Origin of the sequence: Pseudomonas sp. JZ134, from assembly GCF_051027695.1 — a bacterium.
GTDB lineage: Bacteria > Pseudomonadota > Gammaproteobacteria > Pseudomonadales > Pseudomonadaceae > Chryseomonas > Chryseomonas luteola.
In genome coordinates this window covers 1919848-1942046 of the sequence record NZ_CP069250.1, presented here as the reverse complement: position 1 = coordinate 1942046, position 22199 = coordinate 1919848, and the positions used below count along the sequence as shown (strand labels likewise).

At 55.5% G+C, this 22199-nt stretch carries 13 protein-coding genes; 3 read left to right on the top strand and 10 right to left on the bottom strand.

All coding sequences use genetic code 11. The annotated features are described in order from the left end of the window. Positions 1 to 26 precede the first annotated feature (26 nt). From JQR86_RS09115 to JQR86_RS09085, 7 genes are all read right to left on the bottom strand, one after another. Complete coding sequence (locus JQR86_RS09115) at positions 27 to 1526, bottom strand: efflux transporter outer membrane subunit (RefSeq protein WP_407361846.1); 1500 nt, start codon at positions 1524 to 1526, stop codon at positions 27 to 29. Continuing rightward, a complete protein-coding gene (locus tag JQR86_RS09110) occupies positions 1523 to 4651 on the bottom strand; it encodes a multidrug efflux RND transporter permease subunit (RefSeq protein WP_407361847.1) in 3129 nt (1042 codons plus the stop codon). Before JQR86_RS09110 ends, JQR86_RS09115 begins: the two co-directional genes overlap by 4 nt. Beyond that, entirely contained in the window at positions 4648 to 7791 is a 3144-nt protein-coding gene (locus tag JQR86_RS09105; protein ID WP_434154731.1) for an MdtB/MuxB family multidrug efflux RND transporter permease subunit, read from the bottom strand. Before JQR86_RS09105 ends, JQR86_RS09110 begins: the two co-directional genes overlap by 4 nt. After that, positions 7788 to 9068, bottom strand: coding sequence for an MdtA/MuxA family multidrug efflux RND transporter periplasmic adaptor subunit (locus JQR86_RS09100; protein WP_407361849.1), 1281 nt, complete (start codon positions 9066 to 9068; stop codon positions 7788 to 7790). The genes JQR86_RS09105 and JQR86_RS09100 overlap by 4 nt, the downstream gene beginning before the upstream one ends. Before the next feature lie 248 nt (positions 9069 to 9316). Continuing rightward, positions 9317 to 9817 carry a thiol peroxidase gene (gene tpx, locus JQR86_RS09095; protein WP_010798387.1) on the bottom strand — a complete coding sequence of 167 codons (501 nt, stop codon included), beginning with the start codon at positions 9815 to 9817 and terminating at the stop codon, positions 9317 to 9319. A 165-nt stretch (positions 9818 to 9982) separates the two neighbouring features. Beyond that, positions 9983 to 13666 (bottom strand): translocation/assembly module TamB domain-containing protein, encoded by a 3684-nt coding sequence (locus JQR86_RS09090; RefSeq protein ID WP_407363384.1) that lies wholly within the window; start codon positions 13664 to 13666, stop codon positions 9983 to 9985. Further along, positions 13666 to 15399 (bottom strand): autotransporter assembly complex protein TamA, encoded by a 1734-nt coding sequence (locus JQR86_RS09085; protein WP_434154729.1) that lies wholly within the window; start codon positions 15397 to 15399, stop codon positions 13666 to 13668. Before JQR86_RS09085 ends, JQR86_RS09090 begins: the two co-directional genes overlap by 1 nt. A 137-nt stretch (positions 15400 to 15536) precedes the next feature. Between JQR86_RS09085 and xthA the strand changes: the two genes are divergently transcribed. The 3 genes from xthA to JQR86_RS09070 all read left to right on the top strand — a co-directional run bounded on the left by xthA (position 15537) and on the right by JQR86_RS09070 (position 19014). After that, on the top strand, positions 15537 to 16349 hold the full coding sequence (xthA, locus tag JQR86_RS09080) for an exodeoxyribonuclease III (protein WP_037030271.1): 813 nt from the start codon (positions 15537 to 15539) through the stop codon (positions 16347 to 16349). A gap of 130 nt (positions 16350 to 16479) precedes the next feature. Next, positions 16480 to 17856 (top strand): phosphate ABC transporter substrate-binding/OmpA family protein, encoded by a 1377-nt coding sequence (locus tag JQR86_RS09075; RefSeq protein WP_434154728.1) that lies wholly within the window; start codon positions 16480 to 16482, stop codon positions 17854 to 17856. Between the two features lie 123 nt (positions 17857 to 17979). After that, the gene (locus tag JQR86_RS09070) at positions 17980 to 19014 is read left to right on the top strand and encodes a TerC family protein (protein ID WP_434154727.1); all 1035 of its coding nucleotides are present in this window, start codon (positions 17980 to 17982) and stop codon (positions 19012 to 19014) included. On the opposite strand, the gene JQR86_RS09065 is transcribed toward JQR86_RS09070, so the two are convergent. The 3 genes from JQR86_RS09065 to JQR86_RS09055 are packed head-to-tail and all read right to left on the bottom strand — an operon-like array spanning position 19005 to position 22191. Next, the gene (locus JQR86_RS09065; RefSeq protein ID WP_434154725.1) at positions 19005 to 21158 is read right to left on the bottom strand and encodes a hypothetical protein; all 2154 of its coding nucleotides are present in this window, start codon (positions 21156 to 21158) and stop codon (positions 19005 to 19007) included. The two genes, JQR86_RS09070 and JQR86_RS09065, sit on opposite strands and share 10 nt — an antisense overlap. Then, positions 21134 to 21856: a PilW family protein gene (locus JQR86_RS09060; protein ID WP_019365589.1), complete on the bottom strand. Its 723-nt coding sequence runs from the start codon at positions 21854 to 21856 to the stop codon at positions 21134 to 21136. The genes JQR86_RS09065 and JQR86_RS09060 overlap by 25 nt, the downstream gene beginning before the upstream one ends. Next, positions 21853 to 22191 (bottom strand): hypothetical protein, encoded by a 339-nt coding sequence (locus JQR86_RS09055; RefSeq protein WP_407361855.1) that lies wholly within the window; start codon positions 22189 to 22191, stop codon positions 21853 to 21855. The genes JQR86_RS09060 and JQR86_RS09055 overlap by 4 nt, the downstream gene beginning before the upstream one ends. Between the last annotated feature and the right edge of the window lie 8 nt (positions 22192 to 22199).

Genomic DNA, 22199 nt, shown 5'->3' with positions numbered 1-22199 from the left:
CTCCTTGGGCCGCGGGCTTTTTCTTGTTACGGCTCACTCCTGGCGAGCGGATCCTGCTGAAGCTCAACGGCATCCCAGCCACCACCCATTGCAGCAATCAACTGAACGCTGGTAACCAGACGACTACCCAACAGCGTCAGGTTGGTGCGTTCGTTGTTTAATGCCGTGGTTTGCAGCGTTACTACGTCCAGATAATCGATCAGACCTGCACGGTACTGATTTTCTGCCAGACGCAGTGACTCCCGCGCCGAATCCAGAGCCTCCTGCCTTACACCGGACTCCTGATTAAGAACGTCCAGCTCAACCAGGTAATCCTCGACCTCCTTGAAACCGTTGAGTACCGCCTGACGATATTGGGCAACAGTCTGATCATAAGATGCTTCGGCCTGCTCGACCTGTGCACGGCGTGCACCGAAGTCAAACAATGTCAGATCGAACGCTGGCCCGATGGACCAATAACGGTTAGGGGTGCTGACCAGATTACCCCACTGGCTGTTTCGATAACCGCCCGAGGCTGTCAGGGAAAGCGTCGGGTAATATGCCGCCTTGGCAACACCGATCTGGGCATTGGCAGACATTACCTGCCGCTCAGCCTGAGCAATATCCGGACGACGCTGCAACAGCTCCGACGGCACGCTGGCAGGGATGCCGGGCACGGTCGGTACTGTCTCCACTGCCGCCAGACTGAACTCAGATGGCGGGACACCAATCAACACAGCAATCGCATTTTCCAGCTGCGCACGCTGGTACTTGAGGTCAATGGCATCCGCCTGGGTACTTTTGAGCTGGGTCGTAGCCTGGGCAACGTCCGAACGCGTAGTCATACCGGCGCGATACTGGTTTTCGGTGACCCGTAGTGACCGCTCATAGGCCTGCACCGTAGCATCCAGGAGCCGTTGCTGGGCATCCAGAACCCTCAATTGCAGATAGTTCTGTGCCAGCTCCGATTGCAGACTCAACTTGGTAGAGGCCAACTCGGCCACGCTGGCTTGCGCCGATCCTGTTTGGGATTCCACGCTGCGGCGAATGCTTCCCCACAGGTCAAGCTCCCAGCTGACACCAAGACTGGTGGTGTAGCTGTTGGAAGTAGTGGCGCTGCTGGTGCCTTGTGGCAATGTGACGGTCGTTCCTGTTGACGTCTGATACTGATAACTCGAACTGCTTCCACCGCCCTGCCCCGAGCGTGTTGCGCCAGCGCTTCCGGTTACCGCGGGAAGGAAGGAGGCGCGTGCTTGGCGTACCAGAGCGCGTGCCTGGCGATACTGGGCTTCATACTGGGCCAGTGTCTGGTTGGAGTTCTCCAGGCGTTGCATCAGACCATCAAGGGTGCTGTCTCCATACACCTCCCACCATTGCCCCCGCTTGGTGGCATCGCTGGGCTTGGCCATCTGCCAACCTTCAGCATGCTTGAATGCGATGGGCGTAGTGACCTGGGGTCGCTGGTAATCTGGTCCCACTGTGCAGCCACCCACGGCTAAGGCAAGGGCAAGTCCCAAGTAATGGGGACGAGCTGAAAACGACATCATGATGATTTCTCCATGGGCGCATGCGTGCGCGAGCCTGCTCGGCGTCCCGCCCAACGGCGGTTAAACCAGTGTCGCAGACGGTCCAGATACAGGTAGATAACGGGAGTGGTATATAACGTCAGCAACTGACTGCCAATCAAGCCACCAATGATAGTGATCCCCAGCGGCCGACGCAGCGGCGCATCACCGCCCATGCCCAGAAGCAAGGGCAAGGCGCCAAGCACTGCAGCCAGCGTGGTCATCATGATTGGTCGGAAACGTCTGACGCAGCCATCCAAAATCGCCTCGCGAGGCGCCAGCCCCAGACGCCGCTCGGCATCCAGCGCAGAGTCCACAATCATGATGGCATTCTTCTTGACGATCCCGATGAGGAGGATTACGCCAATAAGTGCGATCAAGGTGAACGGCGTATTGAAGAGCTGCAGCGCCAGCAAAGCTCCAACGCCCGCCGAAGGCAGCGTCGACAGAATCGTCAGTGGATGAATATAGCTTTCATACAACATACCCAGCACGATATACACCGCAACCAGGGCAGCCACAATAATCAGGGGCATAGCGCTCTGGGACTGCTGCGCCATGCTGGCATTTCCCGCAAACGCCGTCTGTAATCCAATCGGCAGCTTCAACGGTTTGATCGCGTCACGGATCGCATCCCTGGCCTGACTGATACTTACATCAGGCGCGAGATCGAAGGAAAACGTCGACGCGGCAAACTGACCATCATGGGCAACCCGCAGCGGAGCGTTACTGAACCGATAACGAGTGAAGCTGGAAAGCGGGACACGATTACCCTCGCTGGTGACCACATACACCTGGCTCAAGACGTCCACACTCTGCCTGTACTGATCACCCACACCCAGCACAACGTGGTACTGGTTGCGGTCTTCATACATGGTCGAGATTTGCCGCTGCGAGAACGAGTTGTTCAAGACGGCATTAATCATCTGAATGTCGACGCCGTACCGGCTGGCCGTGTCTCGGTCGATGTCCAGCGATAGCTCAACCCCCTTGTCCTGCGAATCGCTGTTCACAGAAATGATCTGCGAGACCTTTCGAAGAGCAGCCTCGATCCGTGGATTCCAGGTACGCAAAAGCTCTAGGTCGTCACTTTTGACCGTGAATTGATAAGCACCATTTCCTTCCCGCCCTCCGGCGCGAAAGTCTTGTGACGCCACCAGGAAGAGGTTGGCACCAGGCACCTGAGCTGCCGCGGCTTTGCGCAGCCGCATGGCGACGGTCTCGACTGGATCGCGCTGGGAGATATCCTTGAGCGTAATGAAAAACGACCCGCTATTGGTGGATGAGCCGCCAGGCCCTCGACCTCCGGTAAAGCCCAGCACATTGTCGACCGCCGGATCGGCCATGAGCACTTTCCGATAAGCCTCCATCTTGCTCTGCATCCCACTGAAGGAGATTCCCTGATCCGCCACGGCATAGCCACGCAGGCGGCCGGTATCCTGATCCGGCAGAAAACCCTTGGGTACTACGGCATACAGGTAAAAGTTGAGCGCAATCGTGGCGATCAGAATCAACAGCATGAGAAACGAGTGATCCAACGCCCAGGCAAGGCTTGCCCGATAATACCGGGACATTGCCGCAACCAAACGACTTGTCTTTTGCTCTACAGCCGTTTCCTTGCGGGGCCGGTGCGCCCTGAGAAGCCTGGCGCACAGCATCGGCGTGAGCGTCAGCGATACGACCATCGACACCAGAACGGCAACCGATAGCGTCACCGCAAACTCGCGGAACAAGCGACCGATAATGCCCGTCAGCAACAGAATCGGCAGAAAGACCGCTACCAGCGACAGGCTCATGGAAAGAACCGTGAACCCTACCTCGCGCGCGCCCAACAACGCGGCCTGATAAGGCTTCTCGCCCTCTTCGATCCGGCGGGCAATATACTCCACCACCACAATGGCATCGTCGACCACAAACCCGGTACAGACGATCAACGCCATGAGCGACAGGTTATTGAGCGAAAACCCGCACAGATACATCACCGCAAAGGTGCCCACCAGAGAGATTGGTACGGCAATGCTGGGGATCAATGTCGCACGAATGTCCCGCAGGAACAGGTATACCACCAGAATGACCAGGGCGATGGAAATGATCAGCGTAAACTCGGCTTCATGCAGCGAATCGCGAATGCCGGGGCTACGGTCATCCATGATGCTCAGCGTGACGTCCTTGCCCAATGTCTCCTGTAGCGTTGGCAACTGCTCCCGGATACCGTCGATGGTTTCAATGATATTGGCGCCGGCCTGCCGTGAAATCAGAATGAGCACCGCCGGAGAATTATTGGAGAAACCAAGGTTGCGGGTGTCTTCGACTGAATCGGTAATGGTGGCTACATCGTCCAGTCGCGCCACTTGCCCATTACGGGTACGAATGATGAGCGGTTGATAGTCACTCGCCTTGTTCAACCGGGAATTGGCGTCAATTTGCCAATGCAGATCGCCGTACTCAAATGCGCCTTTGGGCGAATTGGAATTGGCCGCATTGATTGCGGTACGAACATCGTCTAGAGACAGGCCGTAATGGTTGAGCGCATCCGGGTTCAGATCAATCCGCACGGCAGGCGACGAACTGCCGCCTACGCTGACCTGACCGACCCCTTTGGCCGAGGCCAATTTAAGGGCGACCGTATTGGATGCCAGATCATAAAGCTTGCCCTTGTCCAGCTTATCCGACGTGAGCGCCAATACCATGATGGGCATATCGGCCGGATTGATCTTGCGGTAGGTCGGATTGCTGGGCATTCCCGTGGGCAACGAAGACACCGCCGCATTGATGGCAGCCTGAACCTCACGCGCGGCACCGTCGATGTTCTTATCCAGATCGAACTGGATGATGATGGTGGTACTGCCCTGAGAGCTGGTGGACGTCATTTCAGTAATGCCCGAAATACGTCCCAATGAGCGTTCCAGAGGTGTAGCCACTGAAGAGGCCATGGTCTCGGGACTGGCTCCTGCCAGAGTGCCGCTGACAACGATAGTAGGGAAATCGACCTGAGGCAGCGGCGCAACTGGCAGCAAACCGAAAGACAGCCAACCGGATAGCACGATAGCCAGCGTCAACAACAAAGTCGCAACCGGTCGCCGAATGAACAGTGCCGAAAAATTCATCGGATTTCCCCGGAGAAATCCAGGTTATGCCGATAGCGCCAGCGGTTGAATCGTGTGGCTAACCGGCCAAACGCCAGGTAAATGACCGGAGTGGTAAACAAGGTCAGCAGCTGGCTAACCAGAAGACCGCCTACCATCGCAATACCCAGCGGCTGGCGCAGCTCGGCGCCTGCACCACTGGCCAACATCAATGGCAAGGCGCCCAGCAAGGCAGCCATGGTAGTCATCAGGATCGGCCGGAAGCGCAGCAGACAGGCCTGGTAGATAGCCTCCTCCGGTGTTTTACCCTCTTCCCGCTCAGCTTCAAGGGCAAAGTCGATCATCATGATGGCGTTCTTCTTAACGATACCGATCAGGAGAATGATGCCGATAATGGCCACCATGCCGATGTCCTGCCCGGCAATCCAGAGCGCCAGCAACGCTCCTACCCCGGCCGAAGGCAGCGTCGATAGAATCGTGACGGGATGGATAAAGCTCTCATAAAGAATTCCCAGCACAATGTACATGGTGACCACTGCGGCCAGAATCAGCAGTAGCGTACTCGACAGGGAAGACTCGAACGCCAGCGCTGCACCCTGGAAATGGGTATCAACAGTTGCCGGCATTTTGAGATCCTGCTCCGCCTGACGAATCGCTTCCACAGCCTCACCCAGCGATACACCCTTGGCCAAGTTGAAGGAAACTGTCGCGGCAGGTAACTGCCCGGCATGGTTGATCGCCAGAAGGGTATTGCGCTCCTCTACATGGGCAATGGCCGATAGCGGCACCTGCCCGCTGGTTGTAGTGGTCGTGCCGTTGGTAGTGGTCGTTGTGGAGCTTGGTACGTAGATCTGCGTCAGCGCCTGCGGTCCCAACTGGAACTGCGGTCCCACTTCCAGTACGACCCGGTACTGGTTGGACTGAGTAAAGATAGTTGAAACCAGGCGCTGACCAAACGCGTTGTACAGTGCGCTGTCAACATCGCTCAGGCTGACGCCTAGCCGAGACGCGTTATCCCGATCAACGCTGATATAGGCCTGCAGGCCGCGCGATTGCAAGTCACTGGCGACTTCCGTCAGCTGCGGTAGCGTCTGCAAATGCTCGACCAGCTTTGGAACCCAAGTCTTGAGCGTTTCCAGGCTCGAGTCGACCAGACGGAACTGGTATTGCGTACGACTAACCTGATCTTCCACCGTCAGATCCTGTACCGGCTGCAGATAAAGCTTCATGTCAGGCAGATCGGCCATCTGGTTTTGAAGGCGTGTAATGATTTCCGAGGCAGATACATCTCGGGCATCATGAGGCTTTAAGTTGATCAGCATGCGCCCGGTATTGAGGGTCGGATTATCACCATCAACTCCGATAAACGATGACAGACTGTCGACCGCAGGGTCCTGCATGATGATCGACGCCAGCGCCTGTTGCCGCTTGGCCATCCCTTCAAAGGACATGCTTTGCGGGCCTTCGGAAATTCCCTGAATCAGGCCTGTGTCCTGAAGCGGGAAAAACCCCTTCGGCATGAAGAGATAAAGCACCGCGGTCAGCACCAGCGTACCGATGGCAACTATCAGTGTCAGCGGTTGATGCCGAAGAACCCACCGCAAACCTGTAGCGTATCGATGGATCATCCCGTCGATAACGGCTCCGGCCTTGCGCGAGAATGCGCTCTGCTTGTCTTCCGGCACATGGCGCAACAGTTTCGCACTGAGCATCGGTGTGAGGGTCAGCGAAACCACGCAGGAAATCAGAATGGAGACAGCCAGCGTAATGGCAAACTCACGGAACAGCCGCCCGGCAATGTCACTCATGAACAGAAGCGGGATCAGTACGGCGATCAGCGAGAAGGTCAGCGAGATGATCGTGAAACCTACCTGCTTTGAGCCTTTGAGTGCAGCCTCAAGTGGCGATTCTCCTTCCTCCAGATAGCGGGCAATGTTTTCGACCATGACGATGGCATCGTCAATGACGAAGCCGGTAGCGATCGTCAGCGCCATCAACGACAGGTTGTTGATGGAAAAGCCAGCCAGGTACATGACTCCAAACGTACCAACCAACGACAACGGCACAGCGACGCTGGGAATCAGCGTCGCCGAGACGTTGCGCAGGAACAGGAAAGTCACCATGACCACCAGTCCTATGGCCAGCACCAGTTCGAACTGAACATCACGGACCGATGCCCGGATAGTGGTTGTGCGATCCGTCAGCACCATCACATCCAGGTTTTCCGGCAAGGTCTCCTGCAGGGTTGGCAGTAGCCGCTTGATCTGATCCACAACCTGAATGACATTGGCGCCGGGCTGCCGCTGAACGTTCAGAATGACTGCAGGAGTGTCGTTGGCCCAGGCAGCCAGCTTGTTGTTCTCAGCCCCATCGATTGCCAACGCAACGTCTTTCAGCCGTACAGGCGCACCGTTCTGATAGGCAATGACGAGGTTTTTGTACTCATCGGCTGATTGCAGCTGATCATTCGCGTCCAGTGTCGATGAGCGTGTCGGTCCGTCAAAGCTTCCCTTCGGCCCGTTCTGGTTGTTGTTAGCGATGGCGGTCCGCAGGTTTTCCAGACTCAAACCATAGGCCGCCAATGCAGTAGGATTGGCCTGAATCCGAACAGCAGGACGCTGCCCGCCGGACAGGCTAACCATACCAACGCCACTGACCTGAGCGATCTTCTGCGCCAGGCGGGTTTCCACCAAGTCCTGAATCTTGGGCAAGGGCAGGCTGCTGCTGGTGACTGCCAACGTCAGAATCGGGGTGTCGGCCGGATTGACTTTGCTAAAGATCGGCGGCTGCGGCAGGTCGTTGGGCAGCAGGTTATTGGCGGAGTTGATCGCCGCCTGTACTTCCTGCTCCGCCACATCCAGATTACTGTCCAGACTGAACCGCAGCGTTATGACAGAGGCGCCTCCAGAGCTGGTGGAAGACATCTCCTCCAGCCCAGGAATCTCCCCTAACTCTGACTCCAACGGCGCGGTCACGCCTGAGTTCATGATTTCAGGGCTGGCTCCCGGATAAAGGGTCTTGACCTGAATGGTGGGATAATCAACTTCTGGCAGCGAGGCTACAGGCAACAACCGGTAAGCAATAATACCGGCCAGCAGAACAGCGACCATCAATAAGGTGGTCGCTACCGGCCGAAGGATAAAAAGACGAGACGGGTTCATTCACCGGCTCCGCCGCCTAACGTGGCCTCATTGGCGTCCGGATCTGACTTGGGCGCAGTTTCCGTAATAGGCTGAGTAACCTTGACTGTCTGGCCGTCACGCAGGCGGTCGAGTCCTTCTGTCACAACAGTTTCACCGGCATCCAGGCCTGAACGGACCTCTACCTGCTCGCCCTGTATCTCGCCCAGGCTGACTTTACGCGTCGCAACCTTATTGCCTTCGCCAACGACGAAAACGTAAGGCCCTTCGTCGTTACGTTGAATGGCCGAGATCGGAATGACAATGACATCGCTCAGCTCCAGCGCATGCAAGCGGACATTAACGAACTGATTGGGAAACAGCGACTCATCCTGATTATCGAAGCGAGCCTTGAACTTGACCGTGCCCGTGCTGGTATCGATCTGGTTGTCCACCGTTACCAGCGTACCCGTTGCCAGAACCCTGTTTCGCCCGCGGTCCCATGCCTCTACGGCCAGCGGCTTTCCGGTCGCCATCTGGCGACGCACCGTGCTGAGCTGATCCTCAGGCAGGCTGAATGTCAGGGCAATAGGCTTGGTTTGGGTAATGGTTACGATCGGCGTAGTGTCACCGCTAGCCACCAGATTACCCACGTCCACCTGACGAAGACCCAACCGGCCGCTGATGGGAGCCCGTACTTCGGTAAAGGTCAGGTTCAGTCTGGCATCGGCCACCTGCGCTTCGCTGTTCTTGATGGTTCCCTGATACTGAGCAACCAGCGCCTGCTGTGTATCCAGTGTCTGCTTGGCTACTGAGTCTTCCTTGAAGAGCTGGCGATAACGCTCCAGATCGATCTGTGCATTCTTCAGCTGAGCCTGATTCTCCTGCAAGGTGCCCTGGGCTTGTGCCAGCGCCGCCTGATAAGGCCGCTGATCGATGACAGCCAGTACGTCCCCGGCCTTCACCTCCTGCCCTTCAGTAAACAGTACCTTGGCCAACTGACCGTCGACACGGGCATGAACTTCAACCGTGTTGTAGGCCGTTACCGTGCCCAATGCATTGAGGTAAACCGAAAGCGTCGTTTTTTCGGCCTTTCCAGTGCTCACGATCATGTCTGTTGGAGCCATGGAACCACGGCGTCCGGCTCCAGCCGGCCCTTTCTGCTCAGTTTGAGCAGCGTTACGACCGGTAGGCCCTGCCTGTTCAGGCGATTTACCTAGAAAATGCCATGCAGCTACAGCGCCAACCGCCACTACCACAACAGCAATCAACAAAGGAAATTTGGAGCGAGAAGGTTTGGAATTGAGGGAATCGCTCATGAACGCCACAGCAATAAGTTTCGGAAAGATAACGGTAAGCCGCAGCCTTCATCAGGCCAAGCGGATTTACGCGTTGTTTACATACAGGATTGAATGGTGCGGAGCAGCAAGCAATACACTGCCGCCAGAATGTCATAAGAGTATGACGGAACGTTGGATTCTGCCTTGCCTTGTTACATCTCGAAGCGCATCGACTTCATGCATCAGCACCCGGGCCTTGATCGAGGCCCGAGTGCTTTTCTTCTACCTTATTTCAGCGCTGCAATAGCCGCTTCGTAGTTGGGCTCCTGTCCAATTTCAGGCACCAGTTCGCTATAAAGCACCTTATTATTTTCATCCAGAATCACTACCGCACGTGCGGCAAGACCCGCCAAGGGGCCGGACGCGATAGCAACACCGTAGTCTTTCAGAAACTCGCGACCACGCAGCGTGGATAGGTTGATTACATTTTCGATGCCTTCCGCACCGCAGAAACGCTTCTGGGCAAACGGCAAGTCAGCTGACACGCACAGGATCACGGTGTTTTCCAGCTTGGCGGCTTCGGTATTGAACTTGCGAACCGACATGGCACAGGTCGGGGTATCCACACTGGGGAAAATGTTCAGCACCTTGCGCTTGCCGGCAAAGCTTTCCAGCGTGGTATCGGCCAGATCGCCATTGACCAGGCTGAATGCCGGTGCGGACTGACCCGCCTGAGGCAGAGTACCTTCAATCTGAACCGGATTACCGCGAAGAGTGACTTCTGTCATGACCTGTTTCCTACAATTGAATGGAACATCAAGTAAACACGCTTCGCCTCAGGCTTTAAAGCCTGAAGACCTGTTTATTGCAAATCACCCCTATCGTGCACTAACGGGTCACTACCCAAGCGTTACCCTGTTGCCCGACCAATACGATCGGGCAACCTTGGCGAGTTAGAAGTCTCGCTTGTAGAAGAAATCCAATGAGCTGGCAATACCACTGGCTGCTTCAAGATACAGCTGCTTGGTAAGCTGATAACGCAAGGCGACCGTATTGGCCGGCTCGAAGACGCCTACACCGTATCGAAGCGCCAAGCGGTCGGTAATATTGCCTGACGCAACGACACTGGTCTTGTCGCCTGTCCCTTCGGTATCCAGCTGAAAGTTCTGTACGCCCAAACGCTGCGCCAGCTCACCCGCTGTGGATGATCCTCCGGCAAGGCCCAGCGCAAGTGCGGCCTGCCCCAGCATGTTGTTCTCGCCTTCGTCGTTGTTGGTCAGCGGGCGCCCTAGAACAATATAGGCCAAGGCTTGTTCCTGGCCCATAGTAGGGTCCGAAAACACCTCGACGCGTGGCTGGTCGGCCAGACCTGACAAACGTAACCCTGCGGTTACGTCATCCACGACACGTACCGCTTCCACATCCAGGAACGGTTGAGCGATCGGACCTTGGAAGAATATACGCGCCCGCCGAATAGTCAGTCGCTGACCGTAAGCACGGTAGCGACCATCTATTAAACGAACTTCACCGCGCGTATCCAGGTTGTCTCCAATATGCACGTTCCCTTCAAGGTTGGCAGTCAGACCGAACCCTGAAAACGTGAGCTTGTCCTGGCCCACCAGCACATTTACATCCATGGACAGCTGGGTCTCCTGCTTGGGCGCAGGCGCTTCCTGTCCAACGATTACCGCATCATTGGAAACCTTGACGGTAGACGGTGGCAACTCCCGAACCGTAATGGCACCGCTCGGCACGCGAACCGTACCCTTGAGTGCCAGACTACCGTTCTGCATGACAATATTCAGGTCAGGCGCCACGATAAGGTTAGCATAGGGCTCAACCACAACAGGAAGGCGATCGCCACGTACGGCGACATTCATATCCAATCCATCAGCCCAGGATATCGTTCCACTCACATTACCCTGGCCGCGTTCGCCGCTGCGCCATCCACCACTCACGTTCGCCTGGTTCCCGGCAATCAGAGCAGTCAGCCGTAGATCTTGAAGACGGGTTGGAACAATGCCACCCCCGATCTGACCATTGCTCAAATCGATCCGACCATTGATCGAAGGTTGAAGCAGCGTACCGCTTACCTGACCACTACCGTCGATTCTTCCGTCCAGTTGCTCAATACCTGAAACAAAACCTTTGGCAATGGCTACATTCAACCCGCGCAGATCGAAGCGCCCTGAGACAGGCTTGTCATCAGGGCGTGGATCAATCTGTGCATTCAGGGTGAGGTTGCCAAGCTGCGGGCCATTAAAATCCAATGAGACACGCACATCATCGGGGCGCAACGTACTATTGAGCTTGAGCGTGTCATAGGCAAAGTCTGCCCACTGGCCGTCGGCGTTACGTGCTCTTAGCGTCCCTGTGCCTGCGTCGACTGTAACCGTGCCGTCTGGCCCGTTCTCAGGAAGATCAAAACGGATATCAGCATTAAGCGCACCTTGCCAGCCAAAATCCTCGGGCAGGAAAGGTGCCAGTCCGGCAAGGTCAAAGTTGCGCAGATGGTAGCGTAGCCGTGGTTCCGGCATCAGGCGCTGGTCTTCCCCACAGAGCGAGGCTTTACCTGATAGCCAGCAGTGCTGGCCAAGCGTCAGTTGCCCGTTTGCCAGACGCTCAAGGCTTGCAGGGTTTTGCAGGCGCCAGTCCTGGGGACCACTCTGGACAGCACCTCGAGTAAGCCGCCCTCGCCAGTTCATCGCATCATCGAGCGTACCCTCCAGGGCAAGCGCCAGATTTGCCAGCGGCCCTTTTACATCAAGCGTGACTGCCTGCTGATGACGGTTACCCTGTCCATCGAGCGTCACACGTCCAATGTCGCTAGTGCCTGCACGCACACCGGAGGTTAATAGCTGGATTCGTCCCTGCTGACGCGCATCAAGCGTACCTTTAAGGCTCAAGGCCGCCAGCCGGTTGGTTTGATAGGCAACCTCTCGCCCATTCAACACCAGCTCCCCTTGCGGCGCCTGCTGAGTTCCGCGCAAATCCACTTTTCCATTAATGGCGCCAGCCAGACCAGGCCATAACTGGCCGAGACGAGGCAAGCCGATATCCAGGTGCCCTTTCCATTGCTCGGCCAGCTGACCGCTTCCCTGAATACGATTACTGCCCAGACGGACAGTCAGGTTATCAAGATCCCATTGCTTATCCTGACCACGCGCCTGCGCTGCCAGCTGAGCAGGTTGACCTCTCAGCTGTCCCTGCAGTCCCAGATCAGCCGTTACACGCAGCTGCTCACCCTTGATTTCTCCTTCACTGCGTAGCGGTCCGCCCAGATTGCCAGGCAGCTGGGCGACCCAGAATGCAGGATTAAATTGGCTGAGGTTCAGGTTCGCCTTCCAACCAATGCCATCAGCAAACCGGACATTCACCTGCCCCTCGGCACGTCCTTGCCCGGCATGCAGATCCAGCGACGGCAAATTGATCTGTGTGAGATCACCTGTAAACGGCGTCACTAGCGTGAAATCACCGGCAGGCCCCGTTAGTGCAGCGTCCACATTTCCGATATAGCGCTCATCGGTGTACTGAACTTCACCTTTCAGTCGACGCAGCGCTACGGGCGGTTCCTCGATCTCGGGATACAAACGACGCCATGGGAACTCACTCCAGTTGATGGTGGCATTTGCATTGAGGCCTTCCGACCAGCCTGCTTTGCCGCTCAAGACGACTTTACGCTGCTGCCCCGCATCGAGCGTCAGTCCTTTAAGGTCTGCACCTTCTGCCGTAACGGTGCCATCAAGCTTCAGGGCGATGTCGCCTCCTTCACCCGGCAGTACAGACGTGCCCACCAACTTATATCCATCTTTAAGAGTGCCGTTTGCAGTCAGGTCGAGCGCGTTGAACGTCAGGGTCTTTGGCAGATCCTGTGTTGGCTTGAAACCGTTGGCCGTCAGATGCAGCGAAGCTGGCACACCCTCTGCCAAAGGCTGCACGTCGCCTGTCAACCGGCCCGGCAGGTAACCGCTGCTGTCGGCCTGAAGAGTCAAGCTTCCCTGCAGATCACCTTCCACATGTAAGGTCAGTGGCCACTCCTGCTGGTCAGGCGCAGGCAGACGGGCATTGGCGTCCGCCGTCAAAGGCCATTTCCCGGAAGGCTGCAACGTCCCGGTAAGGCTGAGCATCATGTCGTCGCGGTGCGCATCCAGCTGCTCAATGACCAGGCTGCCACCCTCAGAATGAGCGCGTAGCGTGGCGTTTGCGAACTGCTCATTGCCATTGAGCGTAAACCGTCCTATGCGTACATCACCCAGCTGAACGTCTACCGGTAGCTTGAGGTCGGGTAATGTAACCGGCCCCTCATCGGGCGTCTGCTCCTCGGTAGGCGCCAGATCGAGATTGATCTCGCTGGCTACGAGCGTATCGATGCATAGTGTTCGCTTGAACAGGCAACCAGGCGACCAAGCGAACTCAGGAGACACCAGCCTAACCTGCGTACCGGCTTGAGCCCAGGCCAGCGTGTCGGCCTTCCAGTGCCCTCCCAGTCGACCCGTATAGCCTTCCACTGCAAGCCCGGGAACCCGGCCCAACACCCAACGGCTTCCAGACTCGGTTCCCAATAAAATGGTCACGCCCAATACAAGAACAACGACAACCGTCAGCAGCGTGGCGCCAACAATCTTGAGCGCACGCATCATAATTCCGGCCCCATCGAGAAATGCAAACGAAAGCCACCTTCTTCATCAAGGCCATGAGCCAGATCGACACGTATGGGCCCCACTGGCGAAACCCAACGGATACCAAGGCCGATACTGGTCTTGATATCCGGATTATCGAGCGCATTGAACGCTCCCCCCTGGTCGACAAAGGTCGCCAGTCGCCATTTATCCTTGAGCGGATACTGGTACTCAACGCTGCCGGTGACCATGTATCGTCCACCGATTCTGTCTCCGTCGGAGTTCGTGGGCGATAGCGTCTGGTAGTCATAGCCCCTGACGCTCTGATCACCACCGGCAAAGAAGCGCAGCGATGGCGGAATCTGCTTGTACCCATTGGTGGCGTTGCCGCCGACCTGAACCCGCCCTAGCAGCCGGTGCCCACCGGCAAAAGTAGTCAGGCCACGCGCCAGCGCCGTCACATGCACCATGTTGGCGTCGGACACGATGCCCTCTTTGGCAGCCGAGACACCAAACTGCAGTCGGTAACCATGGCTGGGATCGATCCGATTATCGCTGCGCAGGTAGGAATAATCGACACCCGGCATGAGCAGTGTCGATAGACCGGAATCGTCTCCCAAACGGTATTCCTCTCGCTGGAGTTTCAGGGAGAGCACCCGTGTCCAGCCGCTGGGCAATTTGCGATGCCATTCGGGCCCGACAGTGAGCAGGCGACTCAGCGAATCGTCATCGGCGATTTCTTCATACTGATATCCCCCCGCCAAACGGAATTTATCGTTGATGGGGTCGCGCCCGGGAATATCATACCAGGCGCCGATGTTCTGGCGTGGCGCAGAAAGCTCCATCTCCGCGCCCAGGCTATGCCCCTGCGCATTGAGCCAATGTCGATCCCAGGTTGCGCGAACACGCGGGCCGACATCGGTAGAATAGCCAAGCCCCAACCCCAGCGTGCGTGGCTTGCGAGTAGTCAGATTCACCATGACCGGAATCGTCTGGTCTTTGGCATCTGCCGGAATAGCGTTGACGCGCACGCTGTCGAAATAACCGCTTCGGAGCAGCGTCTGCTGAAGCTCAGCAAGGGTTTCCGAATCATAGGGCTCGTCTGGCTTGAACGGCACCATGCGATTGAGCAGGTCTTGATCGAATGGAAAATCCCCTTCGTATTCCACGTTACCCAACCGGTAGCGAGGCCCGCTTTCGTAAACCAGTGCAACGTCTGCGTAGCCAGCCTGCGGATCGATGATCAATTTCTGCTGGGTGAAATGCCCACTGAAGAAGCCATAACGTGCAGCCTGATTCTGAATCAGCGTCTTGGCATCTTCATAGAAGCCATGATTGAGCTGAGCACCAGACTTCAGATTGGCACCATCGGGTGACTTGAATGACTTGAGTTGCCGCGCCGGACCTTCCACGCGGATATCTACCTGGCGCAGTCGAACGGGCTCTCCAGTCTGGATATCCAGTATCAGCCGAGGCGTCTGCCCTGGCTCGACCCGGCTATCAATCTGCGCATGGTAGTAGCCCAGTGCCTGGGCAGCCTGCTCCGCCTGGCCTTCAGCCGTACGCCGCAGCCGTTGCAAGGCAACCGCGTCCCGATCGGCAAGGCTGCCTATATACGCAGAAATGTTATCCCGCAGCGCACGATTATCAGGCGTAACGTGCACGGTGAGTTCGGCCGCTTGGGCCATGGCGACGCCGCTCATTAAAAGCAGGCCGGCAATACTGAGTCGGAGTCGTAGATGAAAAGTCATGACGCGATGCTACCGGGCGAGTGGTCGTGAGACAAACGCAGCGTCGTGGCGTTCATCGGCTATACCAGCGAAGCAGGCTCGTCATGAAGCCGTTCTATACGCTAGGATGGCCATTTTACCGAGAGTCTTCTTCGCCCATGAAGATTGTTTGCTTTAATATCAATGGTTTGCGAGCACGTCCTCATCAGCTGGCTGCCTTGATCGAACGTCACGCACCCGATGTTATCGGGCTTCAGGAAACCAAGGTCTCGGATGACCAGTTCCCGCTGGCTGATATCGAGGCGTTGGGCTATCACGTTCACTATCACGGGCAGAAAGGTCACTATGGCGTAGCACTGCTTTCGCGCCAGGCACCGCTGGAGATCCACAAGGGCTTCCCCAACGACGGCGAAGAGTCCCAGAAACGTTTCATCTATGGCGTTTATGCCGACCATAACAACCAGCCGGTCGTCATTATGAACGGCTATTTTCCGCAGGGCGAAAGCCGGGACCATCCCGTCAAGTTCCCTGCCAAGACCAAGTTCTATGCAGACCTGCAGCAGCTTCTCGAACAGCGCTACTCCACCAACACACCGCTGCTGCTAATGGGCGATTTCAATATCTCACCTGAAGACTGCGATATCGGCATTGGTGCCGATAATGCCAAGCGCTGGTTACGTACCGGCAAGTGCAGCTTTCTACCCGAGGAGCGCGAGTGGCTGGCCAAGCTCAAGAACTGGGGGCTGGTTGATAGCTTCCGCCACCTCAACCCTATTGTTGCGGATCGTTTCAGCTGGTTTGATTACCGTAGCAAAGGATTTGAAGCGGAGCCCAAGCGGGGTCTTCGCATCGATCTGATCCTGGCCTCGCAAGGTGCCCAGCCTCGCCTCAAAGACGCCGGTATTGACTATGACATCCGTGCCATGGAAAAGCCCTCAGACCATGCCCCTATCTGGGTTGAGCTGACCTGACGCGATACAGTGGTCTGCTCAAGCAGGCCACTTCACAACGCAATAATGGCAAAAAGCTGCCGTTGTAACGTTTTCGTCATTTTTCCCTTTTATGCTGCCCGCGTCTCATTTCCAGGGTAGCTGTAGGAATATGAATTCCGCCCGTCAGGATTCCATCCGTTGGAGCCGTCTTCTTGCCGGCGCGCTTCTCGGCATCGTTTGCACCGTCTCATCATGGTCGACCGTGGCGCAGCCATTACCGCCTCGCACAGATGGCAAACCGGTATTGAGTATCCATGGCTCCAACACCATCGGCGCTCAGCTTTCCCCGCTCATGGTCGAAGGCTTTCTCAAAACACATGGGTTCGAGACCATAAACAGCCGGACTGGCAGTCATGAAAACGAACGCATCATTATTGGCAGGCGCGCCAACGGTGATCAGGTTCGCATCGATATGGCGGCGCATGGATCGAGTACCGGCTTTGCCGATCTTATTCATGGCGATACCGATATCGCTGCTGCCTCACGCCCTATCAAGGACAGCGAGGCACTCGAGCTCAAGCGATTGGGTAATGTACGAGATGCCGGATCCGAGCATGTCATTGGTATTGATGGCATCGCTATCATCCTGAACGCGGCGAACCCATTGACCACGCTTTCAACCGATGAGTTGGCCCGACTCTTTTCAGGCGATGTGAAGAATTGGAAAGACATTGGGGGTTCACTAGGTCCTGTTCACTTGTATGCGAGAGATGACCAATCAGGCACCTTTGATACCTTCAAGGAACTGGTCATGTCCTCTCATGGCAAAAGCCTTTCGCCTACAGCTACGCGTTTCGAATCCAATGACGAGCTATCCGACGCTATCAGCCAGGATCCATATGGAATCGGCTTTGTCGGACTGGCTGCTGTAGGCAAGGCAAAAGCCGTATCGATCTCTGACGGATCGGCGCTAGCCCTACCCCCAACGGTTACCACCGTTGCTACGGAAGACTATCCCCTCTCACGTCGTCTGTTCCTCTATAACAAACCCGACGAGAAAAATCCGTGGGTAAATGCCTTCATCCGCTACGCTCAAAGTTCGGAGGGGCAAAGATGGGTCAGCAAGAGCGGATTCGTGGCTCAAGAAGTACTGGCGGTCCAGCCCGTCGTGCCGGCAGATGCGCCAGCGTTTTATCGTCAGCTTGCCGACCATGCGCAGCGCCTTTCGGTCAATTTTCGCTTCGCTGAGGGTAGCGCCACGCTGGACAACAAGGCCAACCTCGATATCGAACGTCTGATGACCTACCTCAGAGAAAATGACAAGCTCGACAAGAAGGTAGCACTGATTGGCTTTAGCGATACAAAGGAAGACTTGAAGCGAGCCGAACTGCTCTCCAAGCTACGCGCCATGGCCGTACGGCGGGAGCTGAACAAGGGTGGCGTGATGTTCCATGACATCGTAGGGCTGGGCGATGCCTTGCCTGTAGCAGCCAATAGTGATGAAGGCCGGATGAAGAACCGGCGCGTAGAAGTGTGGGTCTATTGACATGACGAAGCCAACCGCTTTGTTAGATTCAACCCTACCTCTATGGAGGTGTGACGCCGGGCCCCTCTGACGATCACCCGATCGCCATGTCGGAGTCACCTAACGACATCGACAGGATCGATCATGCCCGACGCATTTGATTTCCTGACTACGCCCTTCATGGGCGCCGCCGCTTGGCTGTGGCTGAGCTTTCTTATCATCGTACTCTTGCTTCTGATCTTCGATCTGGGTGTCCTGCAGCGCAATCATCACGAAATAGGCATCAAGGAGAGCCTGGTGATGTCGGCAGGCTACATCTCGTTCGGGATCGCCTTTGGTGGATGGATCTGGTACGAATTTGGTGCCACTCGCGCCCTTGAATATTACACAGGCTATCTGGTCGAACAGTCGCTTTCGATGGATAACGTCTTTGTCATGGCGCTGATCTTCAGCTTTTTTCAAATTCCGCGTAAATACCAGCATGAAGTCCTGTTCTGGGGTGTACTCGGCGCCATTGTCATGCGTGCCATCATGATTGGCGTTGGCGCTGCGCTGGTACAACGCTTCGATTGGATCCTTTATGTATTTGGCGCGTTCCTATTGATCTCAGGAATCAAAATGCTCTTCAGCCGCCACGACGACCAGCCCGACCTGGCCCAAAATCCCATGCTGCGCTTCTTGCGCAAGCATATCCGCGTGACGGACCAGCTTCATGGTGATCGCTTTCTGATACGCAAGGAAAAGGAAGGCTTCAGCAAGCCCCTGGTCTACGCCACTCCGCTTCTCTTGGCGTTGATACTCATCGAAATGGCGGACCTGGTTTTTGCGGTGGATAGCGTTCCGGCCATCTTCTCGATCACCCAGGAGCCTTTTATCGTTTACACATCAAACATTTGTGCCATTTTGGGCCTTCGAGCGCTCTACTTTGCCTTGGCTGCCATGATCAGCCGATTCGCCTATTTAAAATATGCGTTGGCGTTGGTGCTCATTTTCATCGGGGCCAAGATCTTTGCACACTCCTTCATTGGCCCAATCCCGGCACCGCTATCACTGGGTGTGACCTTTGGTCTGCTGGCTGGTGGTATCGTGTTGTCGTTGTTCAAGACACGCAGACACGCCGAGCACTTAAAGACAGGCACCTCTAAAAACAACTCCGGCCCTAGGGGGGATCATAAATAACGGGTCCAAAGAATCTGGACCGTAGGCTGAGCCCGACCAATATCATACATAGCGCCACTGTTTGTCGTACCAGAGCCTTCCGGCGCATTACCGGGGGCCTGCTCGGGAGAAAAGGTGGAAGGCCACGCTGTGGTATCAATCGTGGTTGAGCCTCCAAGTTGTTGAATGCCTCCGCCTTGAGCGGCAGACGTAATCGTACCGTGGACGCGTGTGTTCCCGGTTGTCACAACGTTATTACCCGCCACTACGCTGCCATAAACATCGTTACTGGCTCCCAAAGTGACCGTCCCCCCAGAGAAAGTGCCGTTGAGGTAACCCCCTGCTAGCAGCGCCACGTTTCCTACAGCAGAGGGCTTATAAAGACCTTTTGCTATATCACAAAGATTCAAAGGATAGAGTCCAGCCAAATCCAGGCTGGCCGGAACGTTGTCTTCTGCGCGTCGCGTATTTCTACAAATCGGATCAAAGCCAGCATAATTGACAGCGATGGTTTTATTTTTGGCGGTAGTTGCTATGTTGCCCGTCGCAATAATGCTGTTGTAATAAACACCGCTCCCAGCTTGAACATCCCCTTGAAACCATAGGACACCTGGCGCAAGGCTCCAGCCAGAAAGCGACCACAATCCATCTCTGTAAGTTATGCAGCCATTAAATGTAGTTGCGCCCTGACATATCGTCTTATTAGGCTGAAGCGGAGCGGTACACATACCCTGAGCATTAACTTCGTTACAAAGAAAATCACGGTAACCTCTTCCGCCAGCATCCGGGTAATTTCCCAGGAGATAAACACCATTAGCAATACCACTGACACCTTGGACAGTTACCTGTCGCTGCCCAGTGGATGAGAGTTGGAATACATAATTGGCGTTGGAACGAAGTTGATAAGCGTCTACCTTACTCGTCTGCACTACTGTTTCTTTCACAGTTTGAACAGTAACGCGCGGTACATTGACCTGATAATTAATAGTCCGTACTACGTTTACCTTGGAATTTTTATCTACCGTGAGCGCACCGCCAACTGTTCCGCTTGCAACAACAGCAGTACTTGCGGTCAAAGCGCCTTGTCCATCGAGGCGGCTAGTTATCTCTCCTCGATTTATTATTGTATTACCCTGGGTTTTAACCGTCTGGACCGCGCCGTCATCAATTCGTACATCGCCAATAGCCGCTACAGCCGTACTGTTATTGGAACCGGAATAAGTAACCTTACCATTGGTATTGATTTCTCTGGCTGAGTCCTTACTTGTCCAAAAAACGTCTGCTTGACTATTAAGTGTCGTGATAGCGCCACTGCTTATATTGACATTCCCGGTTACGTTCGCTGTCGAAATCTGACGCCCAGCCATATTAAGCGTGCCATTGGCGGTAACCGTTCCCGCGCTGGCATTTCCGGTTAGGGTTACGTTCTTGATAGCTGAGACGGTTAGTGCCGAAGCGTTTCCTTCCAGCGTCACGTTGCCGTTTGTCGTCAATGAACTGACAGAGACCGAGCTGCCAACCGTAATATCATCCGTTGAACTGATTGCATCCAGACCCGTGACATTACCAGAAAGATTGACCTTTCCTTTGACACTTATATTGGCCTGTTGCGGCCCTTCGAAGCTGACAGACCCATTAAGGTTGAGATCTGTACTAATTCGGATGAGAGGCGGTACTGATGCAGGACTTGAGGGACTGGTCGCACCTGAAGCAGCCCCAGTCGTCGGGCCTGTACCCGTTGAGGTGTAGTCCAGCGGATTGACCTCAAAAATCGCTTGTACGATAGCAGTTGAGTCGGCTGCTCTACCCGTAACATTAGCTACTATGCGGTACTGATCGCTTTTGGGCTTTGTCTTGGACAATAGCTCTACCCGTAATCCTTCAGTTCCGCCTACAGCGATTTCTCCCGCCGCAAGCGCCTCCAGATCATTTGTAGATCGGTTTGTCAAAAATTGCCTCAGCAGCTCCACGCCTGTCCAGGCCTTCAACTGGGCTGGCGTTGTTGCATGAACCGCCAGCTGCCGCTCCTGCGTGCCTTGCACCATGTACATCATGCCTAGCGCTGCAATGGTCAGCGTCATTCCAGTCAGCAGAATGACCATCAGTGAGGCGATACCTCTTTGGCGAGCCGGAAAGCTAATCATGGCGCGAAATTCGACAGGCACGTGGTAAAACTAATCGTCAGCGGCTCAGGCTGCGGTTCCAGATCCAATACGGGAAAACGCACCTGTACCGCATGAACCCCTTCATTTGTACTAAAAGGCCAACATGTCGCTTCGACCACTTGCATATAGGCGCCCTGTGTATCGCTGCCCATCTCGTTGATCAGGTCAGCCGTGATCCAATCCAGCGATGCCCACACCTTCGCACTTGTGCACTTCATGGGTTTGAGCAGTACAAGCCCTGAGGAAGTCGAGACCAGACCGCTGCATTGATAGGCATCCGCGATCGGAGCAGCCGTAATGGTGCTGGCATTGAAGCCCCAGATAATCGCGTTTCCCAACGACCCTTTAATCGGGTCCGCTTTGGTAAAATCGATTACCGTTCCACCCGATAATTTGCGCACATTGTTTTCGTCTGCCTTGGACAGCACTGCATCACGAATGAAGACCAGATCCGTACCTAGTTGAGGTCGCTTGGTACCAGTCACCGGCAAACCAAACCCTGCCTGTTGCAAAGCGATCTGTGCAGTCAAAAGTCCCGAGGCTTTCTGCCCCTCCACCTTGGCCAGGCTTGCCGACTCTACACTTACACCTACCAGGGTCCGGTATAGCGACAACATCGCCAGTACGGTAATCAGCGAAATGACCATGCCTATCATGAGGCTGATCAGATTGAATCCCCTCTGACGATTATCTGTCACAGATCGCCCACCTGAATGGGCAGACCAAATACCTCCTGATCCATGGCACGGGTCTGTAGCATAACGTGTTGAGGAGACGCATCTACTGTGCGTCCACCCAGCGAAATAGCGCCCGACGTCGTCGTGCACTCCACGTCCAGTGGAAATGGGGAACCATCAATGGGTGAATAGACAATGGCCTTGCTATTGGCGCTATTACCTGGACAGAGCGTTGTTCCATAGACATGCAGCAGGTTGCGCATTTGCACCACGATGTAGTTCTGGATATGCTGGTCTGTTTGCGTCTGCTGAATACGCGTGGCGATATGAATCATGCCGATGCCTATGATTGACATCAGCAAGA